The sequence below is a fragment of the Thioalkalivibrio sp. ALJ15 genome (genome assembly GCF_000383695.1).
In the GTDB taxonomy this organism is placed as follows: Bacteria; Pseudomonadota; Gammaproteobacteria; order Ectothiorhodospirales; family Ectothiorhodospiraceae; genus Thioalkalivibrio.
This window is the reverse complement of record NZ_KB912056.1, coordinates 721,285-738,806: the sequence shown is the minus strand read 5'-3', so window position 1 is coordinate 738,806 and position 17,522 is coordinate 721,285. Positions and strand designations below refer to the sequence as shown.

Annotated in this window: 12 protein-coding genes and 1 riboswitch; of the genes, 5 read left to right on the top strand and 7 right to left on the bottom strand. The window is 65.6% G+C overall.

What is annotated here, in order from left to right:
• Nucleotides 1-10 precede the first annotated feature (10 nt).
• The gene (gene tkt / locus G015_RS0103515) at nt 11-2,011 is read right to left on the bottom strand and encodes a transketolase (RefSeq protein WP_018138127.1); all 2,001 of its coding nucleotides are present in this window, start codon (nt 2,009-2,011) and stop codon (nt 11-13) included.
• A gap of 359 nt (nt 2,012-2,370) precedes the next feature.
• On the opposite strand from tkt, the gene metK reads away from it, so the two are divergent.
• The 4 genes from metK (at nt 2,371) to G015_RS0103495 (ending at nt 6,815) form a co-directional block, all read left to right on the top strand.
• Nucleotides 2,371-3,543, top strand: coding sequence for a methionine adenosyltransferase (gene metK / locus G015_RS0103510; protein WP_018138128.1), 1,173 nt, complete (start codon nt 2,371-2,373; stop codon nt 3,541-3,543).
• Between the two features lie 33 nt (nt 3,544-3,576).
• Nucleotides 3,577-3,659: riboswitch (S-adenosyl-L-homocysteine riboswitch) on the top strand.
• Nucleotides 3,660-3,678: 19 nt separating this feature from the next.
• Complete coding sequence (gene ahcY / locus G015_RS0103505) at nt 3,679-5,091, top strand: adenosylhomocysteinase (protein WP_018138129.1); 1,413 nt, start codon at nt 3,679-3,681, stop codon at nt 5,089-5,091.
• A 95-nt stretch (nt 5,092-5,186) separates the two neighbouring features.
• Nucleotides 5,187-6,041 (top strand): methylenetetrahydrofolate reductase [NAD(P)H], encoded by an 855-nt coding sequence (gene metF, locus G015_RS0103500; RefSeq protein ID WP_018138130.1) that lies wholly within the window; start codon nt 5,187-5,189, stop codon nt 6,039-6,041.
• A gap of 6 nt (nt 6,042-6,047) precedes the next feature.
• Nucleotides 6,048-6,815, top strand: coding sequence for a 16S rRNA (uracil(1498)-N(3))-methyltransferase (locus tag G015_RS0103495; protein WP_018138131.1), 768 nt, complete (start codon nt 6,048-6,050; stop codon nt 6,813-6,815).
• 17 nt (nt 6,816-6,832) lie between these two features.
• Here the strand turns inward: G015_RS0103495 and G015_RS0103490 are convergent, their stop codons facing one another.
• The 6 genes from G015_RS0103490 to G015_RS0103465 are packed head-to-tail and all read right to left on the bottom strand — an operon-like array spanning nt 6,833 to nt 16,359.
• Entirely contained in the window at nt 6,833-7,324 is a 492-nt protein-coding gene (locus G015_RS0103490; RefSeq protein WP_018138132.1) for a hypothetical protein, read from the bottom strand.
• The gene (locus G015_RS0103485; RefSeq protein WP_020146162.1) at nt 7,321-12,831 is read right to left on the bottom strand and encodes an Hpt domain-containing protein; all 5,511 of its coding nucleotides are present in this window, start codon (nt 12,829-12,831) and stop codon (nt 7,321-7,323) included. Before G015_RS0103485 ends, G015_RS0103490 begins: the two co-directional genes overlap by 4 nt.
• Before the next feature lie 15 nt (nt 12,832-12,846).
• On the bottom strand, nt 12,847-14,925 hold the full coding sequence (locus tag G015_RS0103480) for a methyl-accepting chemotaxis protein (protein WP_038049531.1): 2,079 nt from the start codon (nt 14,923-14,925) through the stop codon (nt 12,847-12,849).
• A 35-nt stretch (nt 14,926-14,960) separates the two neighbouring features.
• Entirely contained in the window at nt 14,961-15,539 is a 579-nt protein-coding gene (locus G015_RS0103475; RefSeq protein WP_018138135.1) for a chemotaxis protein CheW, read from the bottom strand.
• A complete protein-coding gene (locus tag G015_RS0103470) occupies nt 15,536-15,901 on the bottom strand; it encodes a PleD family two-component system response regulator (protein WP_018138136.1) in 366 nt (121 codons plus the stop codon). Before G015_RS0103470 ends, G015_RS0103475 begins: the two co-directional genes overlap by 4 nt.
• Nucleotides 15,902-15,939: 38 nt before the next feature.
• Nucleotides 15,940-16,359, bottom strand: coding sequence for a PleD family two-component system response regulator (locus tag G015_RS0103465; RefSeq protein ID WP_018138137.1), 420 nt, complete (start codon nt 16,357-16,359; stop codon nt 15,940-15,942).
• Between the two features lie 206 nt (nt 16,360-16,565).
• Here G015_RS0103465 and gshB point away from each other — a divergent pair, with 206 nt between their 5' ends.
• Complete coding sequence (gene gshB, locus G015_RS0103460) at nt 16,566-17,507, top strand: glutathione synthase (protein ID WP_020146161.1); 942 nt, start codon at nt 16,566-16,568, stop codon at nt 17,505-17,507.
• The last annotated feature ends 15 nt before the right edge of the window (nt 17,508-17,522 follow it).

The following is a 17,522-nucleotide window of genomic DNA, read 5'->3' as shown; positions in this document are numbered from 1 at the left end:
GGACGTAAGCTTAGCCGTTCAGCACGTCACGGGCGATCTGGGCGACGTTCTCCGGCTTGAAGCCAAAGTAGTCGAACAGGGCGCCACCCGGGGCCGACTCGCCGAAGCGATCCATGCCGAACACGGCGCCGTCCAGTCCGGTGAACTTGTACCAGCCCGCGGTGGCGCCGGCCTCGACGGCCACGCGCTTGCGCACAGCGGCCGGCAGAACGGCCTCGCGGTAGGCGGGGTCCTGCTGCTCGAACAGTTCGACGCAGGGCATGGAGACGACGCGTGCCTTCTTGCCCTCGCCGGCGAGCTCCTCGGCCGCCTTCACTGCCAGCTCGACCTCGGAGCCGGTCGCGATGAAGATCAGGTCCGGGGTGCCGTCGCAGTCTTTCAGCACATAGCCGCCTCGGGCGATATTGGCGAGCTGCTCGCCATCACGCTCCATGTGCGGCAGGCCCTGACGCGACAGGATGAACGCGGACGGGCCATCGGTGCGTTCGATGCCGGCCTTCCAGGCGACGGCGGTCTCGACCGCGTCGCAGGGGCGCCAGACGTTCAGGTTGGGGATCAGGCGCAGGCTCGGGGTCTGCTCGATCGGCTGGTGGGTCGGGCCGTCTTCGCCCAGACCGATAGAGTCATGGGTCAGGACATACATCACGCGCTGCTTCATCAGCGCGGACATGCGGATACCGTTACGGGCATAGTCGGAGAAGATCAGGAAGGTACCGCCGTACGGGATAAAGCCGCCGTGCAGGGCGATGCCGTTCATGATCGCGGCCATGCCGAACTCGCGCACGCCGTAGTAGACGTAGTTGCCCGCGGCATCGTCCTTGCTGACGCCCTTGGAGCCGGAATACATGGTCAGGTTGGAGCCGGCCAGGTCGGCGGAGCCGCCCAGCAGCTCCGGGACGGCCGGGGCCATGCCGGCGATCGCGTTCTGCGAGGCCTTGCGCGAGGCGACCTTCTCGGCCTTCTCGACAGTTTCCTTGATGTAGGCGTTGGCCTTTTCGCTCCAGTCGGACGGCAGGTCACCGGCCATACGGCGTTCGAACTCGGCGGCCAGTTCCGGATGCGCCTGCTTGTACGCGGCAAAGCGCTCCTTCCACTCGGCCTCGGCCTTGGCACCCTTGTCCTTCGCGCTCCAGCCTTCGTAGATGTCGTTCGGGATCTCGAACGGGGCGTGGTTCCAGCCCAGTTCCTTGCGGGTCAGCGCGATTTCGTCGTCACCCAGGGCGGCGCCGTGGCACTCTTCCTTGCCGGACTTGTTCGGCGAACCAAAGCCGATCACGGTGCGGCAGCAGATCAGGCTCGGTTTGCCGGTTTCCTTGCGCGCCTCTTCGATCGCGGCCTTGACCGCATCGGCGTCGTGACCATCGACGCCACGCACGACGTGCCAGCCATAGGCCTCGAAGCGGCCCGGGGTGTCGTCGGTGAACCAGCCTTCCACTTCGCCGTCGATGGAGATGCCGTTGTCATCCCAGAAGGCGACCAGCTTGCCCAGGCCCAGGGTGCCAGCCAGCGCGCAGGTCTCGTGGGAGATCCCTTCCATCATGCAGCCGTCGCCGAGGAAGGCGTAGGTGTTGTGGTCGACGATGTCGTGCCCGGGCTGGTTGAAGTGCGCAGCCATCATCTTCTCGGCCAGCGCCATGCCCACCGCGTTGGAGATCCCCTGGCCCAGCGGACCGGTGGTGGTCTCCACACCCGCGGTGTAGCCGTACTCCGGGTGGCCCGGGGTCTTGGAGTGCAGCTGACGGAACTGCTTGAGCTCGTCCATCGGCAGGTCGTAGCCGGTCAGGTGCAGCAGCGAGTAGACCAGCATGGAGCCGTGGCCGTTGGACATCACGAAGCGGTCGCGGTCGGGCCAGTGCGGGTTGCCCGGGTTGTGCTGCATGTAGTCGTTCCACAGCACTTCGGCGATGTCCGCCATCCCCATCGGCGCGCCCGGGTGGCCGGAATTGGCCTTCTGGACGGCATCCATCGACAGGGCGCGAATGGCATTGGCAAGCTCTCTACGGGTCGGCATGCTGAACTCCTGCTCTTTCGAAATAGTGTTTGGGTTCGGCTGGCGGCGATCAGCGGCGCGGGGCACCAGCGGCGGCCAGACCCGGACAGGTCGACCGATCGAGGGCACACAGATCCTGCCGGCGCTCAAAGACACGGAATGGCCCGAGCAGCCCCAGCAAAGGCGATGCATTTTGGCCACTTTCCGCGATCGGGGCAAGTCGGCGCCAGGGCGCACCAGAACGCGGTCTCAACGGGATTCGTGCGGCCCGGGGCCCCACAAACACCGGGAGGGGGGCTTAGAAAATCTCGTCGAGTTGCGTTACAGTACTGGTCGTTTTGCGCAAAACTAAATCGAAACGACCCACAAAGGAACGCCTAATGTCCAACGATTACATCTTCACCTCGGAATCGGTTTCCGCGGGCCATCCCGACAAGATGGCCGACCTGGTCTCCGACACCATCGTCGACGCCATCATCGAGCAGGATCCGCATGCGCGTATCGCCTGCGAGACCGCCACCAAGACCGGCATGGTCATGCTGCTGGGCGAGATCACCACCGGCGCGCAGATCGATTACGAGCGCCTGGTGCGCGAGACCGTCTGCGAGATCGGCTACAACGATTCCGACGTCGGCTTCGACGGCAAGACCTGCGCCGTGCTGAACGTGCTGGGTGAACAGTCCCAGGACATCGCCATGGGCGTGGACCGCGACGTCTCCGACCGCGCCACCCAGGGTGCCGGTGACCAGGGCCTGATGTTCGGCTACGCCGCGCGCGAAACCGATACGCTGATGCCCGCCCCGATCTTCTACGCCCACAAGATGGTGCGTATCCAGTCCGAACTGATGAAGAGCGGCAAGCTGCCGTGGCTGCGCCCGGACGCCAAGTCCCAGGTCTCGCTGCGCTACGAAGACGGCAAGCCGGCCGGCCTGGACGCGGTGGTCCTGTCCACCCAGCACAGCCCGGACATCTCGCAGAAGGATCTGCAGGAAGCGATCTACGAAGAGATCTTCAAGAAGGTGCTGCCGAACGAATGGCTGAGCCAGGTCTCCGACGACAAGATCCACATCAACCCGACCGGCAAGTTCGAGATCGGGGGCCCGGTGGGTGACGCCGGTCTGACCGGCCGCAAGATCATTGTTGACACCTACGGCGGCATGGCCCGTCACGGTGGTGGCGCGTTCTCCGGCAAGGACCCGTCCAAGGTGGACCGTTCCGCTGCCTACGCCGGCCGCTACGTGGCCAAGAACATCGTCGCCGCCGGCCTGGCCGACAAGTGCGAGATCCAGGTCTCCTACGCCATCGGCGTGGCCGAGCCGACCTCGATCACCGTCGACACCTTCGGCACTGGCAAGGTCGACGATCGCAAGATCGAAGGCTTCGTGCGCGAAGTGTTTGATCTGCGCCCGTGGGGCCTGATCCAGATGATGGATCTGCTGCGCCCGATCTACAAGGCGACCGCCGCCTATGGTCACTTCGGCCGCGAAGACGTCGACCTCCCCTGGGAGCGTACCGACAAGGCCGAGGAACTTAAGAAGATGGCGGGCCTCTAAAAGCACCCGACATTTTGTAAGCGAAATACCCATCCGGCTGAGGAGCGCTGCAGCGGTTTAACCGTCAGGCTCAGCCGGATGCCCCCCCTGAAACGTGAACACGGCGCTCATCCAGATAACCGGAGAAGTTGATCCATGAATGCTGTGATGAACGACAAGAAAACCACCGATTACGTCGTCAAGGACATCAACCTTGCCGAGTTCGGCCGCAAGGAAATTGCGATCGCCGAGACCGAAATGCCCGGTCTGATCCAGACCCGCGAAGAATTCGCGGCCTCCAAGCCGCTGAAGGGCGCCAAGATTGCAGGCTCCCTGCACATGACGATCCAGACCGCGGTTCTGATCCAGACCCTGGAAGCCCTGGGTGCGGACGTACGCTGGGCCTCCTGCAACATCTACTCCACCCAGGACCACGCCGCGGCCGCGATCGCCGACAACGGCACCCCGGTCTTCGCCGTGAAGGGCGAGACCCTGGAAGAGTACTGGGACTACTGCCACCGCATCTTCGAATTCGACGGCGGCGCCAACATGATCCTGGACGACGGCGGTGACGCCACGCTGCTCCTGCACATCGGCGCCAAGGCCGAGAAGGACCAGTCCGTCATCTCCAACCCGGAGAACGAAGAAGAAGTCGCCCTGTTTGCCTCGATCAAGGATCGCCTGGCCAAGCAGCCGACCTGGTACTCCGAGCAGCTCGCCAAGATCAAGGGCGTGACCGAAGAGACCACCACCGGTGTCCATCGCCTGTACCAGATGGCAAAGGACGGCGAGCTGGCCTTCCCGGCGATCAACGTCAACGACTCGGTCACCAAGTCCAAGTTCGACAACCTGTACGGCTGCCGCGAGTCCACCGTGGACTCCATCAAGCGCGCCACCGACGTGATGATCGCGGGCAAGATCGCCGTGGTCTGTGGCTACGGTGACGTCGGCAAGGGTGCGGCTCAGTCGCTGGCCGGCCTGGGTGCCACCGTGTGGGTCACCGAGATCGACCCGATCTGCGCCCTGCAGGCCGCCATGGAAGGTTTCCGCGTGGTCACGATGGAAGACGCGGCCGACAAGGCCGAGATCTTCGTTACCGCCACCGGTAACAAGGACGTGATCACCGAAGATCACATGACCCGCATGAAGAACCAGGCCATCGTCTGCAACATCGGCCACTTCGACTCCGAGATCGCCGTGGCCGCGATGCGCAAGTACGAGTGGGAGAACATCAAGCCGCAGGTTGACCACATCATCCTGCCGAACGGCAACCGGATCATCATGCTGGCCGAAGGCCGTCTGGTGAACCTGGGCTGCGGCACCGGTCATCCGAGCTTCGTGATGTCCAACTCCTTCACCAACCAGACCCTGGCCCAGATCGAGCTGTGGACGAAGGGTGACCAGTACGACAAGAACGTCTTCGTGCTGCCGAAGCACCTGGACGAGAAGGTCGCACAGCTGCACCTGTTCAAGCTGGGCGCCAACCTGACCCGTCTTACCGACGATCAGGCGGCGTACCTGGGTATGTCGGTGGATGGCCCGTTCAAGCCGGAACACTACCGCTACTGATCGGCCAGCCTCACATTTCAATTCGTTGCTAATGTGAACGCCGAGGCGGGCCGCATGTTCGTGCGGTCCGCCTTCTTTTTGTCTGGAGGACAAACATGTCTACCCAAAAACGCGTCTTCAGCGTTGAGTTTTTCCCGCCCAAGGACGAGGCCGGGGCCGAACGACTGGCCAAGGCCCGCAAGCGCCTGGGCGCACTGAATCCCGAGTTCTATTCCGTCACCTTCGGCGCCGGCGGCTCGACCCGCGACCGCACCCTGGAGACGGTCCGGGACATCATCGACAACGACGGCATCCCGGCCGCCCCTCACGTCTCCTGCATCTCCTCGACCAAGGGCGAGCTGCACGAGCTGCTGTCGACCTACCGCGACATCGGCGTTAACCGCATTGTCGCACTGCGCGGCGACCTGCCGTCCGGCACCAAGAACTCCGGCGGCGACTTCCGCTATGCCTCCGAGCTCGTGGAGTTCGTGCGCGCCGAGTTCGGCGACCAGTTCAAGATCGAGGTCGCGGCCTATCCGGAGTTCCATCCTCAGGCCCCGAACGCCGAGAAAGACCTGGAGAACTTCAAGACCAAGGTCGACGCCGGCGCGGACGCCGCGATCACCCAGTATTTCTACAACGTGGACGCCTACGAGGCCTTCATGGAACGGGTGGAGAAGATGGGCATCACCATCCCGATCATTGTCGGGATCATGCCGATCACCAACTACACCCAGATCGTGCGCTTCTCCGAGATGTGCGGCGCCGAGATCCCCCGTTACATCCGCAAGCGGATGGAGGCCTACGGTGACGACAAGGAGTCGATCCGCAAGTTTGGCATCGAGGTCGCCACGCGCCTGACCGACGACGTCCTCGACAAGGGCGCCCCGGGGATCCACTTCTACTCCATGAACCAGGCCGGTCCGACCGAGACCATCTGGAAGAACCTGGACCTGGACAACCGTCGGTAACACCCGATGCGCTGCCCCCGGCTGCTGATCAACGACACGGATCTGGCCGCGGGGCAGTCTATTCCCGCGTCGCAGGACCGGCTGCACTACGCCACCAATGTCCTGCGTCTCAAGAACCATGCTGCCTGCCGGGTGTTCGACGGTCAGGGCAACGAATTCCACGCCCGTCTGGATATCACCGGACGGCGCACCGGCACCTTCCACCTGGGCGAGCGCGCCGCCGCCGCCACCACACCCGCACGCCCCATTGAGCTGCTCCAGGGCATTGCCCGGGGAGACCATATGGATCTGGCGGTCCAGAAGGCGGTGGAGCTGGGTGTCAGCATGATCCGGCCCGTGCTCTGCGAACGCAGCCGTTCGGCCGCAGCCCATCGGGGACTGGACAAGCGCCATGCCCACTGGGCCGGGATCATCCAGGCCGCCGCCGAACAATGCGGCCGTAACGAGCTACCGCTTCTGGCACCACCAGCCACACTGGACGACGCGCTGGGCGCCAGCTCACCCGGCCTCGACCTGGTCGCGGACGAACAGGGCCCGCCCCTGTCCGGGGCACTCGACGCGTTCGGGAAGGGGGGCACGTCCGGACGGGTACGGATACTGATCGGACCCGAGGGGGGGCTAACTGACGAGGAACGCCTCCAGACGCGCAAGGCGGGGTTTCAATCCGTCTCCATGGGCCCCCGCACCCTGCGCACGGAGACGGCCGCGATCAGCCTTTTGACCCTGGTGCAATGGAAGCTCGGGGATCTCGACGGTGGGGCGGCCCTCACCTGACGTTCGAGGCCGTCGGCCTATGCCGTTTCCGGCTGCGAGAGCTCGAGCAAGCGATCCTCGATCGCATCAAGTCGCAGCAGGTGACTGGTCACTCCCGACGCCTTTACCCGCCACGCCCACGGAGAGGCATCCGCCTCATCGACGGCATAGATGTTTTGCGGCGTGATGCGCACCGGATGTGGCGTGCCGCGCACCTCCAGCGCATAAAACGGCAGCCGCTCCGGCTGGGTAATGGCCTGCATGACCAGCAGACGGGTGAACCGACGCTGCGCATCCTCGGTTGGGTGTTCGGGATACAACAGTCGGTGAACATTGACCACGGGCACCTGGACGTCCTGCCAGATCAGCGTGGGCTCCAGCCAGGGGATGTCCGCGTGCTCGTGATCAGTCTGCACGGCACCTGCCCGGGTGGTGACCTCGAGAAAGGCACTACGCGGCAACAGGATGGACCCGGTGTCCAGCTGCACAATCACCGACTCGACCGACGGCGCGCGGGTCTCTTCACTCATGCGACGACCTCCTCAAGATGACGCCGGATTTCGTCCAGCAGGTCATTCTCCAGGTACGGCTTGCCCAGATAGCCATTGACGCCCAGCCGCGAGGCCCGCTCGCGATGCTTCGTGCCACTGCGCGATGTGATCATGATAATCGGCACCTGGCTCAGCTCCGGATGGTCGCGGACATGGGCGGCGAACTCGAAGCCGTCCATACGCGGCATCTCCACATCCAGCAGGATCAGCTGCGGTCGCCGCTCCTCCAGCATCGTCACGGCATCGAGACCGTCGCGGGCCGTGACCACATCGTACCCATGGCGGGCGAGCAGACGCGCGGTGACCTTGCGGATGGTGATCGAGTCATCCACGACCATGACGCGTGGGGCGCCGGCAATCTCCGCCGGCATACCCGTGTCGACGGTGCCCGCCGTAGCCGCCGCGAAACGCACCAGCATGCTCAAGTCGAGGATCAGCATGACCGAGCCATCGCCCTGCAGGGTGGCACCAGCGACCCCCGGGATGCGGCTCAAGACCGGGCCTACCGATTTCACGACCACTTCCTGGCTTCCCAGCAACCCGTCGATCCGCAGCGCCACGCGCTGATCGTCAGCGCGCACCAGCAACAGCGGGAACGCGTGGTCCGGCAGATGGCTGGCGCTGGCCTGCGTCTCGATCCCCATCAGGTCACCCAGGGCCCGCACGGCATAGTCCTGACCCGCGTAAGGATAGCTCACATGCCCGTCGCCGCTGGCCACGACCTCGTCCGCATGCGCCCGCACGACGCCCTCCACGGACGCCATGGGCACGGCGAAGGTCTCCTCGCCCACCTGAACCAGCAATGCCTGCGAGATCGCCAGCGTAAACGGCAACCGCATGGTAAAGCGCGAGCCTCGTCCGGGCGTGGATTCGATCTCCAGCGTGCCGCCCAGCTGCTTGACGTCGCTGTTCACCACGTCCAACCCCACCCCGCGACCGGCCACCTGCGACACCTCCGCGGCGGTGGAGAACCCGGACTGCAGGATCAATTGCAGGGCCTGGGCATCGGTAATCTCGGCATCGGAGGCCAGCAGCCCGCGCTCCACGGCTCGCGTGCGGATGGCATGGGCATCAATCCCGGCGCCATCGTCCGTCACTTGCAGGCGGATCTCGCTGCCTGACTGTTCGAGCGACACCCCGATCTGGCCCGTTTCCGACTTGCCGGCCGCGCGCCGCGCGTCGCTGTCCTCGATCCCGTGCGCAATCGCATTGCGCAGCAGGTGCTCAAGCGGGGCGACCAGCCGTTCCAGCAATGCGCGGTCGAGCTCGGCCCCCTGCCCGGAAAACTCCACACGGACCGACTTGCCCATGTCGTCGCCGGCCTGGCGTACCACGCGCCGCAGGCGCGGGGCCATACGTGCGAACCGCACCATGCGCTGGCGCATCAGCTGATCCTGGAGATCGGTCCCCACGCGACGCTGCTGCAGCAGGATGCCGCCGGCATTCTGTAGCTCGTCACCCACGTCCTGCTTCAGGGCCTCAAGGTCACTGACACTCTCGGCCAGCGCACGCGAGAGCTGCTGGATCCCGGAATAGCGGTCCATCTCCAGCGGATCGAAATCCACCGCCTCGTCACCGCTCTCCTTCTCGACCCGGAACAGAATCTGCGCCTCGGTCTCGATCTCGAGCTTGCGCAGCTGCTCGCGCAAGCGAGCGATCGTCCGCTCCAGTTCATCGACCTGACCTTCGACGCGACCCACGGTTTGCTCGAAGCGACGATGAAAGGTCGCAAGCTCGCCGGCATGATTGACCAGCGCATCCAGCACCTCGGCATCCATGCGCACCTGGTCCTGGATACGGCGCGCCTCCATCGGCACGGGGTGCGCGACCGTCTCCGACTCGTCGTCCGCCAGGAGGGCCGCGGGTTCGATCTCCTCGACCTCACTGCGGGCGGCCGGCTGGCTCTCGAACTCTTCGCCGCCACCGGATGCCCACTCGCGCAACGCCGGCAGGGTCTCGCTGGCCTCTTCGTTCGTCTGCCAGCTACCGACCCCGCGCTCGACCAGGTGCTGGACATCGGTCAATGCGCGCTCGACCAGCCGGAAGAATCCTTCTCGGGGCTCCAGTCCGGTCTCGGTCTCCACGCCCAAGGCACTTTCCAGGGCATGGGCAATCGCCCCTACCACCTCGAAACCAGCCATCCGGGCACTGCCCTTCAGCGTATGCACCTCGCGCTGGAAGGCATTCTGATCCGGCCCCGGACGGCCGCCGGCCTCGCGCCACGATGCCAGGGCCGCGAACGCGGCCTCCAGGATATCGCGGGCCTCTTCGATGAATACCTCGGCGAACTCCGGATCGATCTCTTCCTCCGGCTCCACCTCCAGCCCGGCATCCGGCTCGCCCGCCAGCCCGGCGTCGTCGGGCTCGGCGCCCACCGCTTCGGCCTCCGCTGGCTCGGGCGTCAAAGGCGTCGCGGACTCGACATCCGGTTGCGGTGGCTCGAGCGCCGATCCGAGCCCATCCGACTGTGGCGGCTCGGAGACCTGCTCGGCGGCATCCTCGTCGGCAGCACGCAGCAACTGCTCGGCGGTCGCATGGTCGAGGAGCTCGTAGACCTCGGGCGACCACTCGGGTGGTGCCTCCGTCTTGACCGGGTCAGGGTGCTCGTCGGCCACTGCATCTGCCACGTAGCGCTCGAGTTCGGCGAGCAGAGTCTGAGCTCGCGCCGCCAGAGGCCACTCCATCTCGCGATGGATGCGCACGATGCGCTCGAACGGCCCGCAAACGGCGTAGATGCCGCGGATATCGGCCGTTCGGGCACTACCGTTCAGGGTATGCAGTGCACGTTCGAGCTCGTGATTCGGCACCCTGTCGGGCCGGTTCCCGGACGCGTCGATCCATTCGCGAAGGGTAGCCAGATGGGTACGGGCCTCGGCCGAGAACACCTGCCAGAGTTGCGGGTCAGTACCCGCGTCCTCGGGCAACTCGAGCGTTTCGTCGTTCGTTTCCAGCGCGGGCTCCACGGGGACACCCGACTCGAGCTCGGCCTCGGGCCCGTCCAGCGACACCCCCAGCTCCTGTGAATCCAGGTCGAGCGGCTCCGCCGACTCCAGTTCTTCTTCCGGGGCCTCCAGAATGGGGGCTGCCGGCCATTCGGGTTCGGCAGAGCCAGCAGAGTCCAGGGCCTCCATGCTGCGCGCGAGCTCGGCAAAATCGTCCTCGGCACCGGCCGGCATCTCGGCGGATTCCTCCGCCGGCTCCATCTCGCCGGACAGCAGTGCCTGCAGGCGCAACGCGATATCCAGTACCGGGGTATCCGGGCCGGTATCGTCACGGACTTCTGCCACCAGGCCCGGCAGGACCGCAATTGCATCCTCAAGTGCCTGGATGGTCGCGAAGTCCGCCTCTTGCCCGCCTTCCAGCAGGCGATTCAGGAATGACTCCACGACCCAGGCGAATTCCCCCAGACGCAAGGCCCCCGCCAGGCGACCGGAACCCTTGAGCGTATGGAAGGAACGACGGATCACCGTCAGGGCATCCATGTCGGAGGGCGCGGCCTGCCAGCGCGGGAACTGCTCGCCGAGGCTTTCGATCTCCTCGTCGGCCTCCTCGAGGAAGATATCGAGAATCTCGGGATCGATATCCGGCCCCCGAACCTGCGAGGACAACACGGACTCGTCGTAGTGCAAACGTTCTGCACTCGAGACATGCACCGGCGGGGCCGGAGCGGCTTCGGATACTGCCGCCGGCTCGGGAATATCCTCCTCGGCCTCAGCAAAAACGGCCAGCGGCTCTTCCTGCCCCGTGACCTCCTCAACATCGTCATCCGGTGAAAGCTCTTCCCCGCTTGCACCCAGGGACACATCGGTAAGCGAAACAGGGCGCTCGACCGCATCGCCACCGGAGATCGCGCCCAGACGCTGCAGTGCGGCCACACCCCGCTCATGGACACTATCCAGCTCGCGCCAGGGCTGCCCGGAGGACTCCAGCGCCAGCTCGATCGAGCTCAACACCTCCGCCAGCGCCCCGACCTCGTCCTCACCCAGGTCCCGTGCCGCCAGCCCGGCGTCAGCACGAGCCTCCAGATAGCGGATCAACGGCTGCAACAGGGCCTGCAGGGCCTCGAAACCACCGATCGACATCGCACCGTCGACCCGCTCCAGCGCACCGCGGGCCTCGCGCAACCCGTTATCCGCGCCTTCCCCGGAGAGGTACCCAAGCAAGGTATCGCGCACACGCCGCACGTCCACCAGGGCCTCCTGGTAGACCGCCGCGGCCAGATGGCGATCGAAGTCGGCACGCGGGCCGCTGGCCGCGCGCCGACGCAGGCCCGATTCGAGCAGCGACTCCAGCGCCAGGAGATGCTCGGCCAACTCCATGTCGACCTGTTCATCGGAGTGCCCGGCCCGCTCCGGCGTCAGGGTCTCTGTCAGGGCATCGGTGTGGCGCTGCCCCGCCTCCAGGCCGAGCAGGCTCAGGGTCGAGCCGATACGCTCGACCTGTTCGCTCAGACTGGCCAGCTCCTCGTGGCCGCGCTGTTCCGAGCGCATCAGCACATCCAGGCGCTCTCGCACCTCGGCCAGGTCATCTTCCAGGGCGGCGCGCAGATTCTGATAAACCGCCTGGCCGACCCCTCCGCCGTCGTCGCCTTGCAACGCGTGCAGACCGAACACCTCGCGCACCGCGCGCGCCTGCTCGCCATCGGAGCTTGACCCCGCAATGTGGAACAGCAAGGTCTTGATCAGGTCATCCGGAATGGCGTGATCGGGCTCCGAGCCATCGTCGTGCGACTCGCAGTGCTCGCTGAGGATGCCAAGGTAGCGCCCGAGCTCGCGGTCCACGCGCCCGATCAGGCGGCGAATGTCGGTACCGGCCTCGAGGCCCTCGTCGGCGAGCGACTCCAGGATGCCACCGGTAATCCAGAACAGGCGCCGGAGATCCCCGGGCGGGACCATTTCCTCGATCTGCTGTGCAACGGGCTTCAGGCGGCGGGCCGCCGCGGTCACATCACCGCGGACCAGCTCGAGAAGCTCGCGCTGAAATCCCCGACGGGCCTCCTGCAGGCGCCGTGCGCGCTCCTGAGGCTGTGGCGCCTCGCCACCGGCCCCAACGCGACCGTCGTCCACCGCCTGCAGATCCGGCATCAGGGCCGCGACGTCCATCAGCAAGGTGGCGCCCCGCGCTGCCCGCAGCTCGTTGAGCAGCGGGACCAGGATCATCGGCGAAGGCAGTTCCGAGTCGCCCTCCTGCTCAAGGTAGTCGGGCAACTGCAGCGCGGCACGCAAGAGCGCCTCGGTTGCCTCCGGGCTGGGCGGCTCGGCCCCCTGCTGCAGATCCATCACCTGCAACATCTCGTCGCAGATCAGGACCACGCTCTCGACCTGCACCATGGTCAGAGTGCCGCGAATCTGCTCCAGTCCCGCGCGGGCCTCCTCCAGACACTCGCCACAGGCGGGGTCCTCGGCATAACGACGCAGGGCGTCCTGGAGCTCGACAAAGAGCTTGTCGAGTTCGTCGCGGACCCAATTCAGTGCGCTGGGTGCCATATCTGCGGCCCGGCGTCAGGCGCGCTGCTCGTTCGGGACGGTTTCCTCGGACGACGCATCGGGCTCGGCGGCAGCCTCGCCAGGCTCGGGTAGCGTCGGGTCGGGGAGCTTGAAGTCCGACACCGAGGACTGGAGCTGCGCGGACAGTTGCGCCAGGTCGCCGATGGCGGCCGCGGTGGACTGGGTGCCCTGGGTGGTCTCCGAGGTGATCTCGCGGATCTGGCCCATGATCGAGGTCACGTTGCGCGCCATCTCGGACTGCTGGCGCGCCGAGTTCGCGATACCGTCGATCAGGTCCGCCAGATCGGCAGAGACCTGCTCGATCTCGGCCAGCGCCTCGCCCGCTGCCTGGGCCATCTCGGCCCCGGACACCACGTTGGCGGTACTTTGTTCCATCGACGAGACCGCCTCGCTGGTATCCGCCTGGATCGCTTTGACCAGACCCTCGACCTGACGGGTCGCCCCGGAGGAGCGTTCCGCGAGGCGCTGGACCTCGTCCGCCACCACCGCGAACCCGCGGCCCGCCTCGCCTGCGGCGGATGCCTGGATCGCCGCGTTCAACGCAAGCACGTTGGTCTGTTCAGCGATGTCATTGATCAGCCCGATGATGTCGCCGATCTCCTGCGAGGATTCGCCCAGGCGCTTGATCCGTTTCGCGGTCTCCTGGATCTGCTCGCGGATAGTGTCCATCCCCTCGATCGAGCGGCGCACCGTGGCCGCCCCCTTGGACGCGATTTCCACGGAGTTTCGTGCCACCTGGGCCGACTGCCCGGCATCCTGCGCGACTTTGTCGACCGAATGGCTCACCTCGTCGATCGCGTCGTTCGCCTGCTGGATCTCGCGGGCCTGTTCCTCGGACTTCTCGGCCAGCCCGAGCACCTGCGAGCGGGTGGCGGCCGAGGATTCGCTGATATCCGCCGCCACCGTGTTGATGGTCGCGACCAGCGTTCGCAGGTTCTCGATCGCGTAGTTCATCGAGTCCGCGATCGCGCCAGTGAAGTCCTCGGTCACGGTCGCGTTGACGGTGAGATCCCCGTCGGCGAGGTTCATCATCTCGTCGAGCAGGCGCAGGATCGCCTGCTGGTTACGTTCATTCTGCGCCTCGGTCTCGGCCAGTTCGCGCTTGGTGTCGCGATAGAGGAACAGGCCCATCGCGATCAGCAGCAACAGCGCCAGGCCACCCAGGGCGAAGCCGACCAGGGCGATCACACCCGCCTGTTCGGCCTCCCGGTTCAGGGCGACTTCCAGGCCACCGGTCACGTCCAGCATTGCCCCCGAGCGGGCCTCGACGGCCGAGGCCGCAGCGTTGATCTCGAAAATCTGCGACGAGGTATCCAGCACCCCTTCGACCGCCTCGCTGAAGGCGATGAACAGGGTCGCGATCTCCTGCAGAGTGCGCTGGGTCTCGGCATCGTTAACACGCTCGATGCCCAGGGGCTCGAAGCCCTCGATCAGGCCGTCGAGCACACGCCCGTACAGCGTGGCATCACGCTCGAAGCGCTCGATCGCGGTGGCCGCGGCCGCACCACCCTGCAACACCTGGTTGAGGTTGTTGGCGATACGCTGAATCAGCATCGTCTGGCGCGAGGCCACATAGATCTGCTCCGGCGATTCCCCAATCTGGACCATGCGCCGCACGACGTCATCGGACAGGCGTGCCAGCTCCGGCGAGAAGGCCTCCACCGCCTCGGAGAATTCCGTCACCTGCTCGATATCATCCGAGCCCACGATGACGGTGGTGACGTCGTCGCGATAAAGCGACCACTCGCGATTGACGGCCGCGAGCTCACTGGAGACCGCCTCCGGCAGCGGCAGCAGGCCGTCGCCACCATCGCGCAGGCGCTCGAGCTGGTCGTCGAAGCGATTACGCAACTCCGTGATATCGGTAATCGCCTGTTCGGAGCCCCCGGCCGCTTCCAGAGTACCCGTCGCCAATCGCTGCGAAAGCAGCTGCATCTCGCTGGCCAGGGCAACACGGTCGCGATACTGACTTTGCTCGAATTCGTGGTAGGTAAAGGCCACGCCCGTCGCGATCAGGGCCAGCACCAGCAGCCCCCCGAGGACGATATTGCGCAAGCGTCGACTCGATCCCATACGTCAAACCCCCTGTTGCAGCCCGTCGGCTCCGCTTATACAGCTGCCGCGGTCTGTTCGGTATTCGATGCCCCAGCCAGCTCCATGCCGGCAAAGCGATTGGTGTCATTCAAAAGCAGATCCAGATCCAGCACCGGGTGCAGCCGGTGCCCGAGATCGAATCCGCCGGTAATAAAGGGGCGCACGCCATCAGGCACCGACACCTCCAGTCGCCGTTGCGAAGGAATGCAGCGACGCATGCCCTCGACCTGGCTCACCAGCAACCCGGCCATCCCGTGCCCCTGAGGGGCCACCACCACACGCTGCCCGCTCGCGTCGTGCGGCAGCGGGGTGTCCAGCAGCAGCTTGCCCATATCGAAAACCGGCAGGACCAGCCCGCGCAGATTCCCCACACCCAGCACGGCCGGATCCGCCAGCGGCACGCGCGTCAGCGACAGCGGATCGGCCACCTCGGCGATCGAGTCCATGTCGACCAGAAAACGGAAATCGGCGACACGGAGCAACACCCCGCGCCAGCCCGTGCCGATATCCCGTCGCAGTTCACGGTTCACGCGACGCCCTTCGCGATCAAGACTCGCGAGCAGGGCGTAGGGCGTGGACCTCTCGACCTTCATGCGTTGAGGTACTTCCCGATGGTCTGCAGCAGCTCCTTCTCCGCCACCGGCTTGGTGATGTAGTCCCGGGCCCCCTGGCGCATAGCCCAGACCCGGTCCGTGGCCTGGTCTTTGGTGGACACCACGACCACGGGCACATGCGAGGTCTCGTCGGATTTCGACAAGTCGCGGGTGGCCTGGAAGCCATTGAGCCCCGGCATCACCACATCCATCAGCACCAGATCCGGGACCTGTGCTTTGGCCGCGGCCACGCCCTCCTCGCCGCTTTCAGCCGTGGTCACGGCATGGCCATGCTTTTCCAGCATGGTGCGCAGGACATGGATCTCGGTCGGGGAGTCATCAACGATCAGGATGCGGGCCATGGGTCGTTCCTTGTCGGCATCTTGTGGTGCGGCGGGTTTCAGCTTCCTGCCGGGCGAGTGTACTGGCGCATCGCACCCAGGAGGTCATCCCGGGTGAAGGGCTTGGTCAGGTAATCCTCGGAGCCAACCACGCGGCCCTTGGCCTTGTCGAATACGCTGTCCTTGCTCGACAGCATGATGATCGGCGTAGCCCGGAACCGTTTGTTGTTCTTGATCAGGGCACAGGTCTGGTAGCCATCCAGACGCGGCATCATGACATCGATGAAAATGATATCCGGGTTGGAGTTGGCCACCTTGGACAGGGCCTCGAAGCCATCCACGGCCGTAATCACGTCCGCACCGTGCTTCTGCAGCAAGGATTCGGCGGTGCGCCGAATGGTCTTGCTGTCATCAATCACCATGACTTTCAGCCCCTGAAACTCGGCAGCCGATTCCGCTTCTGCCAGTGCGTTCGCCACCCTGCTCCCCCTGAAGGCTCTCTGCGCCCCCGAATCTATCGGAAGCTCGAGTCCGTGACAAACAGCACCCAATGATATTGCCTGCCCCCGCGAGCAGCGCAAGGAGTGCGAGCGAGCGCACACAGTTGCCCTGCCTCGACGGAGATCCATGAGGGCCGCGATGACATGGCATACTCGGGCCACACTTCGACACCGCGGAACCGCTCGTGGCGCATGACATCGCTGTCCTGATGGACCCAATCACCAGCATCAAGCCCTGGAAGGACACCACCTTCGCCATGCTGCTCGCCGCCCAGGCACGCGGGCACCGCCTGCACTACCTGGAACCCGGCGACCTGTGGATCGAAGAGGGGCGCGCGCAGGTCCGCAGCCGCCCGGTGGCAGTGCGCGACCAGCGCGAGGACTACTACACCCTGGGGCCCGAGCAAGAAGGCGACGCCAGCCGCTTCGATCTCCTGCTGATGCGCAAGGACCCGCCGTTCAACCTCGAGTACATCTACGCCACCTACGCCCTGGACCTGGCCGAGCGGGACGGCGTGCGCGTGGTCAACCGACCCGGGGCCCTGCGCGACGTGAACGAGAAGGCCTTCGCCACGCATTTCGTCGACTGCGGGCCACCGACCCTGATCACCCGCGACCGCGCGCGCATCCGCGCCTTCCTCGAGCACCACGGCGACATCGTCGTCAAGCCGCTGGACGGCATGGGCGGGGCCTCGGTGTTCCGCATCCGCGAGGGCGACCCCAACCTCTCGGTCATCCTCGAGACCATGACCGAATTCGACCGGCGCACCATCGTCGCCCAGCGCTTCCTGCCGGAATACACCGCCGGCGACAAGCGCATCATCCTGATCGGGGGTGAACCCTACGATCATGCACTGGCACGGATCCCGGCCGAGGGCGAGACCCGGGCCAATCTGGCCGCCGGCGGGCGTGGCGAAGCCGTTCCCCTGACCGATCGCGACCGCTGGATCTGCGCGCAGATCGCCCCCGAGCTCAAGCGCCGAGGCCTGGACTTCGTCGGCATCGACGTGATCGGCGACTACCTGACCGAGATCAACGTCACCAGCCCCACCGGCGTGCGTGAGCTCGATGCCGCCCGCGGCGACGATCTCGCCGGCCAGTTCATCGACTACCTGACCCATCCCTGACCCCGCGAGGTGATG